Raw genomic sequence first — 13,797 nt, 5'->3', positions numbered from 1 at the left:
CATTTGTTATGTGCTCTACAGCAGCACGCCGTCGGGCATGGCGCCTTCGTCGTCATGGTCCCACCAGCGGCCGGGCTCATCACCGATGTATTTAATGCTTTTGGTCGTCATGCGGTTGCCGCGGCTCTTGACGCCTTTGATGGCGATGTCGGACGGGGTGAAGCGCTGTTGATGGATGCGCTGCCCTTTGGCCGGCCGGTATTTGACGTAGATGCCTTCCGGCGTGCCGTCGATGAGCAGCTGCAGCTTCGATTTTTCGCCGAGCGTCAGGAAATATTCGCGATTCATGATCGCGCCGCCCATCTTGAAGCGCTTCATGTAGGTGATGCGCGAGTCGGTGTAGACGGCGGTGAACGGCTTGTCGCGGTCGAAGATTTCGCACCGCTCCAGGCCGTCGTCGACAAACAGTTTTTCCGGCGGCGGCATGACCTTGTATTTGCCGTCCGACCAAATCACGAGCAGCTTGTCGAGCGAGGAGCATTCGAGGAGGGTCTCGCCTTTGACGTTGGTGCCGATGTAGCCGTTTTCGTCGCGCTTGATCTGCAGCTCGGTGGCGGTTAGTTCGCGCACTTCGATTTCCTTGAAGCAGGCGGATTCGGTGCGGCGCGGATACTGGCTCTTGTACTCTTTAATGAGCCGCTTGATGTAGCGGATGGCATAGCCGTTGAGTGCCTTGAGGTTTTTCTCCACCTCGGCCAGCTCGGCGAGAATGTCTTCGATGTCCTTGCGGTTTTTCTCGATGTCGAACAGTGAGATGCGCTTGATGCGAACACCCAGCAGCATTTCGATGTCTTCATCAACGATGGCCCGGCGGAGCTGCCCTTTGAACGGTTCAAGCCCTTTGTAGATGGCCTTGTAGACCGCTTCGTAGGTTTTGCACTGCTCGATCTTTTTGTAGATGCGGTTTTCGACGAAGATTTGTACGAGGGTCTTGCTGTGGAAATCGTCGAGCAGCTTGGCTTTTCGAAGCTCGAGCTCGCCTTCCAGGATGCGGAGCAGCTGCGCAGTGTTTTCGCGAAGCACTTCGTCGATCGTCATTTCAACCGGCCGGCTTTCACGCAGGCAGATCAGCCGGCTCGAAACGGAGGTCTCGCATTTGGTGAAGGCATACAGCGCTTGGATGACTTGCTCCTGCGAAGCGCCGGGGGAGAGCGTCAGTTCAATCTCCACCTTTTCGGCGGTAAAGTCGTCGATGGCGCGCACGGCCACCTTTTTCTTTTTCACGGCGTCTTCGATGGAGGAGGTCAGCGATTCGGTATTGGTGCCGTGCGGCACTTCGGTGATGACCAGCCGGTTGTTTTTGCGCATTTCGATCTTCGCGCGCAGCTTCACCTTGCCGTTGCCCTTGTTGTAGTCGGAGACATCCATCAGTCCGCCGGTCTGGAAGTCCGGCAGGAGGTTGAGCTCAACGGGGGTGCGTTTCTTTTCGCGCAAAATTTCAATCTGCGCTTCAAGCAACTCGATGAAGTTGTGGGGCAGAATGCAGGTTGAAAGGCCGACGGCGATGCCGTCTGCGCCGAGCATCAGCATCAGCGGCAGCTTGCAGGGCAGGCTGACCGGCTCTTTGTTGCGCCCGTCGTAGCTGGAGATCCATTCCGTCAGCTCTTTGTTGAAGAGCTCCTTGCGGGCCAGTTCGGTGAGGCGGCACTCGATGTAACGGGAGGCGGCCGCGCGGTCGCCAGTGAAGAGGTTGCCGTAGTTTCCCTGGCCTTCGATGAGGTAGCGCTTGTTCGCCAGCGTCACCAGCGCATCGGCGATCGATGCGTCGCCGTGCGGGTGGTACTGCATCGTGTGGCCGACAATGTTGGCGACCTTGACGAAGCGCCCGTCGTCCTTCTCTTTCAGCGCATGCATAATGCGTCGCTGCACCGGTTTGAGGCCGTCCTCGAGCGCGGGAATGGCGCGGTCGCAGATGACGTAGGTGGCATACTCCAGAAAGTTGGAGCGGATCATGTGGTTTAGCGGGCCATGTTCCGTATGGAGCGGGTCGAACTTGCGGGGGCCTTCCTCTACTGGCGGGAGCTCGTCGCCGCCGCAAGCCTCTTCTTCAACAGCCGAATCGGCCTCCGCCGCTTTGGGGGCGTCAGTTGCTTCATCCTCAAACAGGTGCAGTTCTTCGTCTTTTTTCTTATTGGTCATGTTCTAAATGTCTCTATGTCGGTTGCGGTGCCGGCTTTTCCGCAGCGTGGAAATCCGATTTTACACCATCCCTGTGCCTATTGTTTGCGTTCTTCCATGGTGCAAATAATAGTCCGAGAATCAAAAGCCCTATAAGCTATCCGACCTTCGCTGTCTGCTCAACTCATTTCTAGCGCTGTCGAATTAAACGGCTTGTTGTAGCATGATACCCGTGCTACCGTGTTTTCATGATCCGGTCGTTTAAAACCCAGGTTGCGGAAGATATCTTTGACGGGAAAAGCAGCAAGACGGCTAGAAAAGCGTGTCCGGTAAAACTCTGGAAGATAGCCGCACGAAAACTAGAACAACTTGATTCCGCATGCGCACTGGACGATTTGCGCATACCGCCCGGCAACCGGTTGGAAGTATTGCGGGGAAGCCGGGAAGGGCAATACAGCATACGGATAAACGATCAATACCGCATTTGCTTTGTTTGGACTCATGAAGGGCCAGATCAGGTGGAAATCGTGGATTACCACTGATACGGAACAGGAGGACGCTATGGTTAGAATACCCAAATATAGAAAACCGGCCCATCCCGGCGAAATGCTGCTGGAGGAATTCCTCGTGCCCATGTCGATTTCCCAGCGGGATCTCGCCTTGGCGGTGCATGTGCCCTATCAGCGGATCAACGAAATCGTAAACGGAAAAAGGGGAATCACCCCCCGCACGGCGCTGCGGCTGGCCAAGTTTTTCGGCACCACCGAAGGCTTTTGGATCAATCTGCAAACCCGTTGCGACCTGTACCACGCCCGGCTGGCCGAGGAAAACGAGTTGAAAACCATCAAGACACACGTCCACCACGCGGCTTAGCGCTTGTCAATCCCGTCATTAATCCACCGTATCCTGACTTTTGCTTAAAGTATGCAGCTTGCCTTGCAATATGAACTTAATCACAAACCTTTTGATGATCGTTTCCAGAGGTGACTTTGTCCTGGTTGCCGGGAGCTAAACAATGCAGTTTATTGAATACGGTCCAACCATACCCAATGAGCTAATCCATGCCTGTTCGGCAGGTGATGTAGTCTTCTTCTGCGGGGCCGGGGTTTCTCAAAAGGTAGGCGTGGATGGGTTCAAGACGCTGACCGAAAAATTGATCGCCGCGCTTGATCCCGCGCCCGGCGCCCGTATTCGGGAATGGACCTCTTTTTATCACGACGCGGATCGCTTCCCTGCCGATATGCCGGTGCCCTATGCCGACCTTTATCAGGAACTACAGGATGAATTCGGTACGGAACAGGTCGAATGCGAGATGGTTCGGATTATTCAAAAAACCACCGATCCGAAGCCGGACTGTCTCGATCCGCATACCACCTTGCTGGAGCTTTCTCGTAATGCTTCTGGCGAGCATCCTCAACTGATCACTACCAACATCGACATTTTATTTGAAAGGCAAGGAATTGTAACCGATATCCATGTGGCTCCTCGCCTCCCACGAGTTCACCGCCGGAACCCCTTTACCGGCATCGCCTATCTGCACGGTCGTTTGCAGAACACCGATGCCGGTCGATACATCTTCAGTTCGTCCGACTTCGGGCGAGCCTACCTCTCCGAAGGTTGGGCGACCCTTTTCCTTAAAGAATTGCTCGAAAGCGGGAAAAGTATTGTCTTCATTGGGTATTCGGCTGCCGACTCCACCGTCAAGTTCCTGTTACAGGCATTGCATGCCGCCGGAGAAGACTATCCGCTCTACGCTTTCGAAGAAAGAGGGGGGAAAGAAGTCGGGCGGAATTGGGACAACAAGGGCGTTACCGCTATTCCCGTTGCCAAATATGACGATCTATGGGAGACCCTCGGAGTGTGGCAGGAGCAAAAATGCCATCCTGAACAATGGCATCAGAAGATGGTCGATCTGGTTGCGCACAAGCCGAGTGAACTGCGCGCCTTCGAGCGCGAGCAGGTGCTGTTCTGGCTTGAAACCCCGGAAGGACGCCGCCATTTTAACGAGGAGACTCCCGTTCCTCCTGCCGAATGGATCTGCGTCTTCGATCCTGCCATTAGGCGAAGGAGCCCCAATTTGATGGGAGATTCCCGATTCGACTACTTGGCCAAGTTCGGACTTTCCGGCGAACGATATTTAGAAGAGGAATCCGAATCGACGTGGCAAGAGCGCGATAGCCGATTCAACGCACTCGCCCCTTGGTTTTGTGCGCATCTTGACTTGCCGATCACCGCCTGGTGGGCGGCCGGACAAAAAGTTCTACCCGAAGCGCTTCAAAGTGCCCTTGAGAGGAGAGTTGAACGCCAATCGCAATCATTCAAAGAAGATGCCGCTTGTGATTGCTGGCGATCACTGATGCAAGCGTTCACCGCTGATCGGGAAAATCGGATGGCCGAGTGGGATTCGGTTTGCCGGGAAATCCAAGATCCCGATTGCAACCCCTACTTCTTTGGTCAGATGCAGGTCTGCCTAACCCCACACATCGAGGCAAAGCGTTCCGAAGATATTTTCGCCAAATCCTTGTATCCTGAGCACTGGAATACCCCCGGCAGTGCAGTCGATTTCTGCGTGGTTCTACCATTCCATAAAAACTACATTGCTAAACTCAGAGCCAATCAAATGACTGCGGAACGTTTGCACACGGTGTTTCGCATGTTGCGGAATGCACTCGAACAAGCGGCTATTTTGCTGGCTCAATTCCCAGATCGTTCCAGAAGTTGGCGTTTGCCTGATTGGCCGAATGGCCGAGAGAAAAGGCACCATCCCGTAAGGGAAGTCGCTTGGGGCAAAACCTGTCAGGTTTTCGATCAACTCTGCGGAAAAGCACCGGAACAGGCCAAGGCCGAGGTGTTCGTTTGGCCGCGAAACGAACCCTTTTTTTTCGATAAATTTCGGGTTTATGCCTACAGTCGCGTCGATCTGTTTTCTTCCGCAGAAGCCTTCGACGGGCTAATGTCACTCTTCAATTCCGCTGTGAAAAATCCAAATGTGACCGGCCAGTGGATGCAGACATTGAAGGCGCGTTGGAATGATTTCGACGATGCTCAAAAAACGCTCCTTGAAGAAAGGATATGCAGACTGCACCCCCCTGCCGAGACCGTTACAGAAGACGATCACTATGAAGCATGGAATCGCGCTCAGCGGATATGGCGCAGCATTGTAGAAGAGGGAATTTCTGTTTCGAGTGCCACGCAAATGCACATCGAGCAAGACCCGCTCGAAGCAATCCGGTTAATTGAGCAACAAGATACAAAACTATTCATAGAAATGATGAGTAAAGATCTGGGTATTAAAACGGTGCCCAGATTAGGTGGGCAGACTGCCAGTGGCTTTGAGGTGCTCGTAGAGCGCAATCCAATCCAGGCAATGGAATTCCTCAAAGCCAAGGATCCAGAAGGCAACTACGCTGAGTTTTGGGGCAGACTGGCTTTACACGACCGGGCAGAGCATTCAGCAGAGGATCGACGAACCATTGCAAGATATTTTCTTGGTCTGCCAAATCAAAGCCAAGCGGCGATCTCCCGTTATTTGTCTCAGTGGTTTAATCGCCACCTTCCCCGGCATGCCCAAGAGAACTACACGGAAGCATTGGAGTGGTGGGTTCAATATTTCGATCTATTGATTAGTCAATCCATGTCTTCGCATGAAATTTCAGGAACAGCCAGCTGTGATCCTCTTGCTTCAAGCAGTTATCTTGATCTTTCGAGGAAACCGATTTTTTTGATGGTGCAAACAGCACTCGAGATCAGTCCGATGATAGATTTAGTACGATTTGAGCAATCGCTATTGTTGGGTGGTGAAACCGAACAACAAGTGACCTGCGCCTTAGCTACGAAGTTGACAGGGTTGTTTGCGGTAAATGCTGACTGGACACTGCAATGTCTTATACCTCGCTTTTCTGGTGACACGGCCAATGCTGCTTGGAGCGGATTCCTCGAGATGGATCTGTTGGAAAATATGCATAAGCAACTTTACATCTATTTGAAAAATCCCTTTTTAGAGGCAGCCTCTTTCTGCACGCAATGGGATTGGTATGAAAATGCACCCAAGTTGTTCGCACAATTCTATATCGACATGTACGACATCATTTCCTTCCCCGAAGCGAGTCAACTTTTGCGCAACCTCGGTGATGAAGGACGGTGCGAAGTGGTGCAACGGCTGACCCCGTTTTGGAGAGACTATCTCAAACCGCTTCTGGAAAATGGCTGGCCCAAGGATCGACGTTGCAAGACGGAAACTTTATCGGCAGCGCTAGCCGACGCTGTGTTGGAAACCGGCGAGGATTTTCCGAAAGCCGTTGACTTGGCGCTGCCGTTTTTGGTTCCTACCAAAATTTATTGTTTCGGCGACCTGAGTCTCTTCCAAGACGAAATCGATGCGCGAATTAGCAAGTATCCTGAGGCCTTTTTGAGGTTGCTCCACCGGCTTGTGCCCAACCAATACAAGCTGAATGAAGCATGGCAGGTGTTGCCAGCAATACTTGATCAAATCACCTTGGTAAAACCTGCGCTGAAACAAGCACCGGAATACCGTAGACTCTTCCGTCTCGCAAACCGTACCTCCTGAACGATGCGCGTCGAACTACGAATCATCTTCAAAGCATCTCTACGTCGGCGACGAGGTTGTCCATAATAAAGTCGTGCCGGTCGGGCGTGTTTTTACCCATGTATGCTCTGACTTTTTCTAGAAGCATGTAGCTTGGACTTAATCAGAAAACTTTTGATGATTGTTTCCAATCCTAGACTATATCTCGAATACGTTCGTCAGTTTCGAGAGATTGGGCTTGGGGCGGCGCCTTAACCCCGACAGGCTGCTAGAGCATTTAATGAACGGTAAGATGCATAGTCCGCTCAATGCGTCTGTTCATTGGCGTTTTGGGCGAGGCAGGCACGGGCGTGATGCCTCTTAACAGCACGTTTCAACAGGAATAAAAACTAATCAGATGAAAACAAACCGAACCAGTAATTATCCGGTCAAATAAGGCTCAGTTCACAAAAAAAGCGTGCGAAAAACCAAATTTAATTGGTTGACAAGTCAGGTCATACGACTAAATTAGGTCGACTGATTAAATGCGTAGAGGTTTTGCATGACTAAATATTCAGCAGCAGAAGGGACTAAAACAAAATTGATCAATGCCTCTGGTGAGTTGGCGGCAGAATTAGGCTTTGACAATATTTCGACCCGCGCTGTTGCGGAGCGGTCGGGAGAGAACATCGGAAGCATCCACTACCATTTCGGAGGGAAGGATGGGTTGTTCGAGGCGGTGGTCAAAACCGCGATTGCCGACTTTGTTGAATCTCCATCGTGGCAGGGGATGGCTCAATTGGAGGCGGAGGATGTTTCGCCCCAGCAACTTTCGGAGCTTGTTCGAGAAATGATCCAACGGCAGATCACCCTGCTGTTTCGCACCGATAAACCGAATTGGCATTCGCAGGTTATTTATCAACTTCTTCAGTATGAGGGACCGCTGTACGATATTTTCGAACGGGAGATTTTGAAGCCAGACTCGGTGGCTATGCTCAAGTTTTTCCGGGTGCTTGACCCGGAGATTAGCGAAGAGGAGGCTTTTCTCCGCAATTTGATCGTGAAGATGCCTATTTTTTCGCATGCCAACTATATGTCGACCATTCTGAAACGGTTAAAGATGTCTAAGTATTCGGAAAGATACCTCCAGATCATGGAGGATTTGGTGGTGCGACAAACCCAATTGCTGCTGGGGCTTCCGGTGGATTAGGCGCGCGATGGTTAGACGGGAAAAGAGAGAGAGCCGGGAACAACAAATGGTAGCAAGATTTTTGTAATAATTGTTAATGATGTGATTTGTATAAAAACAACAACAAGGATATTTTATTATGCTTAACCAGCAAAGAAACCAACCGGTAGCGGTTTTTGCCGCAGCGGTCGCTGCCGCTCTTCTGATGGGTGGATGTGGTCCGCATGGATCCCAAGGGACGCAACAGGCAGCACCGCCCGAGGTTTCCGTGGTGACGATCGAGACGGAACGCTTGGTGTTGACCATGGAATTGCCGGGGCGAACGGCGGCCTATCGGGTGGCGGAAATCCGTCCGCAGGTTAATGGACTTATCTTGAAGCGTGCGTTTACGGAGGGGTCGGATGTCAATGCAGGGGATTTGCTCTACCAGATTGACCCCGCTCCTTACCAAGCGATGTACGATCAGGCCAAGGCTGCGGTTGCTATGGCGGAGGCTAATCTCCCTGCGTTGCGATCACGGGAGGAACGGTTTAAGAAACTGGTGGAAAGCCATGCCGTTGGGCAGCAGGATTACGATGATGCGCTGGCGGCCTTGCATCAGCTGGAAGGCCAGCTAGGTGTTAGCATGGCGGCGATGGAGAGTGCGCAGATCAACCTGTCCTACACCCCGATCAAGGCCCCGATTCCAGGGCGCATTGGTCGATCCGGCGTAACGGAAGGCGCGCTGGTAACCGCATACCAGCCGGTGTCCCTGGCTACCGTTCAACAGCTTGATCCAATCTATGTGGATGTGCCCCAATCCACCACCGAAATGTTGCGGTTGAAACGCCGCCTAGCGGATGGACAACTCAACCCTGACGGCGCGAGCCAGAATAAGGTCGTGATCATTCAGGAAGACGGCACTCCCTACCCGGAGGAAGGATCGTTGGAGTTTCGTGACATCACGGTGGATCCGACGACCGGGTCGGTGATCCTGCGGATCGTGGTTCCGAATCCCGATGGCGCACTTTTGCCGGGCATGTTTGTTCGTGCGGTTCTGAAAGAAGGGGTCAATGAAACGGCGGTTTTTGTGCCCCAACAATGTGTATCTCGCACGCAAAAAGGGGAACCCTATATGCTGATTGTAGACGCGGAAGGAAAGGTTGCTCAGCGAATGCTTTCGTTGGATCGCGCCATTGGCGACCGATGGCTTGTTTCGTCGGGGCTGGATTCCGGTGATCGGGTTATCATCGAAGGGGTGCAACGGGTACGGCCCGGAGTGTCGGTAAAAGCGGTTCCGTTCGATGCCGCGAGTTCCGCTCCTGCAAAAACGAACTAACGGAGACGCGACATGCTATCAAAATTTTTCTTGGAACGTCCCGTCTTTGCCTGGGTGATTGCTGTTTTTATTATGTTGCTGGGTGCATTATCCATCTACAACCTTCCGATTGCCCAGTATCCGCCGATTGCGCCGCCCTCGATTTCCATTGATTCGTTCTATTCTGGAGCCTCGGCGGAGACGGTCGAGAACAGCGTCACCCAGATTATCGAACAAAAGATGACTGGCTTCGGCGACATGCTCTATCTTTCCGGCACGAGTGATGCGTCTGGAGCCTCGCGCATCGAATTGACCTTCAAGCCGGGCACCGATCCCGACCTGGCGTGGTCAAAGGTGCAGAACAAGCTTCAACTTGCGATGGCCAGCCTGCCGGAGGTGGTTCAGCGTTCCGGTGTTAAGGTGAGCAAATCTACGAAAAACTATTTGCTGATTGTGGGGCTGGTCTCTGAAGATGGCAGCATGGATGGAAACGACCTGCGCGACTATGCCCAATCCAACCTCGAAAAGGTTCTATCGCGTGTGCCCGGAGTGGGTGAGGTGGAAAACTTTGGTTCGCAGTATGCCATGCGGGTTTGGTTGAACCCCGATCAACTCACGGAATACAACCTGACTGTGGAAGATGTGACCGTGGGGTTGCAGGCCTACAATGTGGAGGTCTCTGCCGGGCAGTTCGGCGGGCTTCCGGCGGTGGAGGGCCAGCGCCTGAATGCCTCAATCATTGTCCAGAGTCTGCTCAAAACCCCGGAAGAATTTGCTGCCATTCCCCTGCGCACCAATTCCGACGGCTCTGTCGTACGGATCAAGGATGTAGGGCGAACCGAACTCGGAACCGAGTATTCCGACATTGAAGGGCACTATAACGGGAAGCCCTCCGCTGCCATGGCCATTCGGCAGGTGCCCGGTGCCAACGCACTGGATACGGCTAACGCCATTAAGGCGAAGCTCAAGGAAATGAGCGCCTATTTCCCGTCGGGAATGAAAGTGGTCTATCCCTATGACACCACCCCGTTCGTCAAGGTGGCCATTGGTGAAGCGGTCAAGTCTCTGTTTCAGGCGATTGCGCTGGTCTTCTTGGTTATGTGGCTGTTTATGGGAAACATTCGATCCACACTGATTCCCACCATCGCAGTGCCCGTGGTGCTGCTTGGCACCTGTGCTGCGTTGGGAGCGTTTGGATATTCCATCAACATGCTGACCATGTTTTCCATGGTAATTGCCATCGGGTTGTTGGTGGACGACACCATCGTGGTGGTAGAGAACGTTGAACGGCTTATGAGTGAGGAGGGGCTTACACCTAAGGAAGCCACCGCCAAATCCATGGAGCAGGTTACCAGTGCCCTGATCGGCTTCTTTCTGGTGTTGACGGCCTTGTTCGCCCCCATGGCGTTTTTCAGCGGATCCACCGGAATCATCTATCGCCAATTTTCTGTAACCATTGTTTCGGCCATGGCCTTGTCGGTGACCGTGGCCCTGATTCTGACGCCGGTGCTGTGCGCGAACATCCTCAAGCCCATCGAAAAGGGGCATGAGGCGGCAGAGGGTGCGGTCCGATTCATGCGTCCGGTATTTCTGTGGTTTGATCGCGGGTTTAATCGCTTTCGCGATGGGTTCGTGAATCTGGTCGGCTACGGGCTGGCCCGTAAATTACGTTTCATGGCTGTATACGTTTTGATTGTGGTTGGGCTGGGAGTCATTTTCATGCGCATGCCGTCTGGTTACCTGCCGGACGAAGATCAGGGAATCCTGTTGACCCAGATTATGATGCCCTCAGGCTCGACCTTGGAGCAGACCCAAGCGGTTGCAGACAAGTGCCAGCGCTATTTTCTCGAGCAGGAAAAGGAAGCGGTGGAGTCCTGTATGACGATTTCTGGCATATCTTTTTCGGGTCGCGGGCAGAACAACGGCATGATTTTTGTTAAACTGAAAGATTGGAAATTGCGCAAACGGCCTGACTTGCAGGTTAAAGCCATCGCCGGACGTGCCACAGCGGAGTTTTCAAAGATCAACGAGGCCATGGTGTTTGCGTTTCCGCCACCCGCGGTACTCGAATTGGGTAATGCGGCGGGATTTGACTTCCAGCTGGTGGATCGCGGGGGTATGGGGCACGAGGCGCTGACACAAGCCCGCAATCAACTTCTCGGCATGGCGGCGCAGGATCCGAGATTGGTGAAGGTTCGCCCCAATGGTATGGAAGACGTCCCTGAATACCGGGTTGACGTGGACTGGGAAAAAGCCGGGGCTCAAGGGGTCCCCATTTCTTCCATTCATAACACCGTCTCGGCGGCCTTCGGCAGTGCTTATGTGAACGACTTTATTCAAGCCGGGCGCGTTAAACGGGTATTCGTTCAGGCGGACGCTCCTTATCGAATGCTGCCTCAAGATCTGGAAAAACTCTATGTCCGCAACACGGTCGGGAAGATGGTTCCTTTTAGCTCTTTTTCCTCGGGCCATTGGACGAGCGGTTCTCCCAAATTGGAGCGCTTCAACGGGTTTCCCTCCATGAACATTTGGGGCGAGCCGACCCCGGGAAGAAGTTCTGGCGAGGCCATGAACGCCATGGAAGAAATAACATCCAAGTTGCCGGCGGGGGTCGGCTATGACTGGACCGGCCTTTCCTATCAGGAGCGGCAGTCGTCATCCCAGAAGGGGATGCTGTACACGTTTTCCATCCTGATCATGTTTCTTTTCCTGGCCGCTCTCTATGGGAAATGGGACATCCCTATCTCGGTTCTACTTATCCTCCCTCTTGGGGTCGTTGGCGGATTTGTCGCCTCGATGATGCGCGGCTTGCCGAACGATATTTATTTCCAGATCGGAATGATGAATACGTTAGGGCTGGCGACCAAGAACGCCATTTTGATCGTTCAGTTTTCCAAGGACGGCGTGGAGAAGGAAGGGTTGGGATTGGTTGAGGCTGCACTCCGAGCCGTGAGGTTGCGATTGCGACCCATCCTTATGACTTCCTTGACCACCGGCATTGCCGTGCTTCCCATGGCGTTTAGCTCGGGCGCGGGCGCGGGTGCCATGGTGGCCATCGGTACGGTGGTGCTGGGCGGAATGTTCACCGGTACCATTCTCGTGGTGTTGTTCGTTCCGCTCTTCTATGTCTTGATCGAAAAAACCTTCGGGAAAAAAAGGCTGCAAGAGCTTGACGAGGGTGCCGGCACCAACCAATCCCCAGAAGGATCGACGATATGAACAAACTCTTTTTTTCCGCAGTCATTGGAATGACACTGTTTTTGGGGGGTTGCATGCTGGCCCCGGAATACGACCGACCGGAGGCGCCGGTTCCTTCCGAATTGCCTTCGGGGGCGGCATACGACGGCAGCTCATCTTCGTCGGAGGTTCCCTTGGTCGCAGATCTCAAGTGGCGGGAATTTTTCCCCGACCCGAAGTTGCAGCAGGTCATCGCGACGGCTTTGGACAACAACCGCGATCTTCGGCTTGCCGTTTTGAATGTGGAAAGGGCACGGGCCCTCTACGGGATTCAGCGGGCCGAGCTGTTCCCGGCGGTTACGGCGACGGGCGGCGGAAGCAAGCAACGCTCTTCTGCTGATCTCACGGAATCCGGATATCCGAGAACCACGGAGCAATACAATGCGAATTTGGGCGTCGCCTCTTGGGAGATCGATTTCTTCGGTCGCATCCGCAGCCTGAAGGAACAGGCGTTGCAGGAATATCTAGCCACGGAAGAAGCCCGGCGCAGTGCACAAATTGCTCTGGTAGCCGAGGTGGCCAGAGTATACCTGACCTTGGCGGCGGACCGGGAAAACCTTCAGTTGGCTCAGTCGACTCTTGAGACGCAACTGGGATCACACGATTTAATCCGGCTGCAATATGACGAAGGGGTTGCCACGGAACTGGATTTGCGACGGTCGCAAACCCAAGTAGATACGGCTAGCAGAAATATTGCAATATATACCCAGCAGGTGGCCCAGGATCAAAACGCATTGAATCTTCTGGCCGGTTCGTTGGTTCCTGATGAGCTTCTGCCAGTAGATTTTGCAAGTGTTATTCCTCCCAAGGAGCTTTCGCCCGGGCTCTCTTCCGAGACGCTTTTGAACCGGCCGGATATCTTGGCCGCAGAAAACCGGCTAAAGGGTTCCTACGCCTATATTGGTGCCGCCCGAGCCGCCTTTTTCCCCCGCATTTCCCTGACCGCCGCAATAGGAACCGCCAGCGATGAGCTGTCGGGGCTCTTCAGCTCAGGGTCGGACACCTGGAGCTTTGCTCCGCAAATTGGCATGCCGATTTTCGACTCCCGCACCTGGGCGGCGTACCGGGTCAGCAAGGCCACGCGGGAAATTGCTTTGGCTCAGTATGAAAAAACCATCCAGACGGCATTCCGGGAAGTGGCCGACGCCCTTGCCGTACGCGGCACCGTGGATCAACAGATTGCCGCTCAACAATCCATCGTGGATTCCGCGCAAACCATTTATGATTTATCCAATGAACTCTTCACCCAGGGCGTTTCCGGCTATTTCGGCGTGTTGGATGCGCATCGCACTCTCTATGCGGCGCAACAAGGCCTCACCTACCTGCAACTCGCCCGCCGGGCCAATCAGGTGCGGCTGTACGCCGTGCTGGGCGGAGGCGGAAATTTGGAAGTGGCCGAAGCCGATTTTACAAATTGAGGACTGGAGCTAT

General features: G+C 53.5%; 8 protein-coding genes. 7 read left to right on the top strand and 1 reads right to left on the bottom strand.

Annotated features, from left to right (window positions below):
- Positions 1-15: 15 nt before the first annotated feature.
- The gene (locus tag SCARR_RS15740; RefSeq protein WP_136062626.1) at positions 16-2,139 is read right to left on the bottom strand and encodes a DNA topoisomerase IV subunit A; all 2,124 of its coding nucleotides are present in this window, start codon (positions 2,137-2,139) and stop codon (positions 16-18) included.
- Between the two features lie 227 nt (positions 2,140-2,366).
- Here SCARR_RS15740 and SCARR_RS15735 point away from each other — a divergent pair, with 227 nt between their 5' ends.
- The 7 genes from SCARR_RS15735 to SCARR_RS15705 all read left to right on the top strand — a co-directional run bounded on the left by SCARR_RS15735 (position 2,367) and on the right by SCARR_RS15705 (position 13,784).
- Positions 2,367-2,660, top strand: a complete 294-nt coding sequence (locus SCARR_RS15735; RefSeq protein WP_136062625.1) for a type II toxin-antitoxin system RelE/ParE family toxin — start codon at positions 2,367-2,369, stop codon at positions 2,658-2,660.
- A gap of 19 nt (positions 2,661-2,679) precedes the next feature.
- Positions 2,680-2,991, top strand: a complete 312-nt coding sequence (locus tag SCARR_RS15730) for a HigA family addiction module antitoxin (RefSeq protein ID WP_136062624.1) — start codon at positions 2,680-2,682, stop codon at positions 2,989-2,991.
- A 142-nt stretch (positions 2,992-3,133) separates the two neighbouring features.
- Positions 3,134-6,685: an SIR2 family protein gene (locus SCARR_RS15725; protein ID WP_136062623.1), complete on the top strand. Its 3,552-nt coding sequence runs from the start codon at positions 3,134-3,136 to the stop codon at positions 6,683-6,685.
- A gap of 520 nt (positions 6,686-7,205) precedes the next feature.
- Entirely contained in the window at positions 7,206-7,853 is a 648-nt protein-coding gene (locus SCARR_RS15720) for a TetR/AcrR family transcriptional regulator (protein ID WP_136062622.1), read from the top strand.
- A gap of 118 nt (positions 7,854-7,971) precedes the next feature.
- Positions 7,972-9,150, top strand: a complete 1,179-nt coding sequence (locus SCARR_RS15715) for an efflux RND transporter periplasmic adaptor subunit (RefSeq protein WP_136062621.1) — start codon at positions 7,972-7,974, stop codon at positions 9,148-9,150.
- Positions 9,151-9,162: 12 nt separating this feature from the next.
- Positions 9,163-12,348, top strand: a complete 3,186-nt coding sequence (locus SCARR_RS15710) for an efflux RND transporter permease subunit (protein ID WP_136062620.1) — start codon at positions 9,163-9,165, stop codon at positions 12,346-12,348.
- A complete protein-coding gene (locus SCARR_RS15705; RefSeq protein ID WP_136062619.1) occupies positions 12,345-13,784 on the top strand; it encodes an efflux transporter outer membrane subunit in 1,440 nt (479 codons plus the stop codon). Before SCARR_RS15710 ends, SCARR_RS15705 begins: the two co-directional genes overlap by 4 nt.
- Positions 13,785-13,797: the final 13 nt, after the last annotated feature.

Origin of the sequence: Pontiella sulfatireligans, assembly GCF_900890705.1 — a bacterium.
Taxonomy (GTDB): Bacteria; Verrucomicrobiota; Kiritimatiellia; order Kiritimatiellales; family Pontiellaceae; genus Pontiella; species Pontiella sulfatireligans.
Note: the sequence above shows the minus strand (reverse complement) of the source record. Positions and strands in the feature narration are given on the sequence as shown.

Coding starts and splice junctions, on each gene's coding strand:
- SCARR_RS15735 (WP_136062625.1), top strand. CDS start 2,367: ATGATCCGGTCGTTTAAAACCCAGGTTGCGGAAGATATCTTTGACGGG.
- SCARR_RS15705 (WP_136062619.1), top strand. CDS start 12,345: ATGAACAAACTCTTTTTTTCCGCAGTCATTGGAATGACACTGTTTTTG.
- SCARR_RS15740 (WP_136062626.1), bottom strand. CDS start 2,139: ATGACCAATAAGAAAAAAGACGAAGAACTGCACCTGTTTGAGGATGAA.
- SCARR_RS15710 (WP_136062620.1), top strand. CDS start 9,163: ATGCTATCAAAATTTTTCTTGGAACGTCCCGTCTTTGCCTGGGTGATT.
- SCARR_RS15715 (WP_136062621.1), top strand. CDS start 7,972: ATGCTTAACCAGCAAAGAAACCAACCGGTAGCGGTTTTTGCCGCAGCG.
- SCARR_RS15720 (WP_136062622.1), top strand. CDS start 7,206: ATGACTAAATATTCAGCAGCAGAAGGGACTAAAACAAAATTGATCAAT.
- SCARR_RS15730 (WP_136062624.1), top strand. CDS start 2,680: ATGGTTAGAATACCCAAATATAGAAAACCGGCCCATCCCGGCGAAATG.
- SCARR_RS15725 (WP_136062623.1), top strand. CDS start 3,134: ATGCAGTTTATTGAATACGGTCCAACCATACCCAATGAGCTAATCCAT.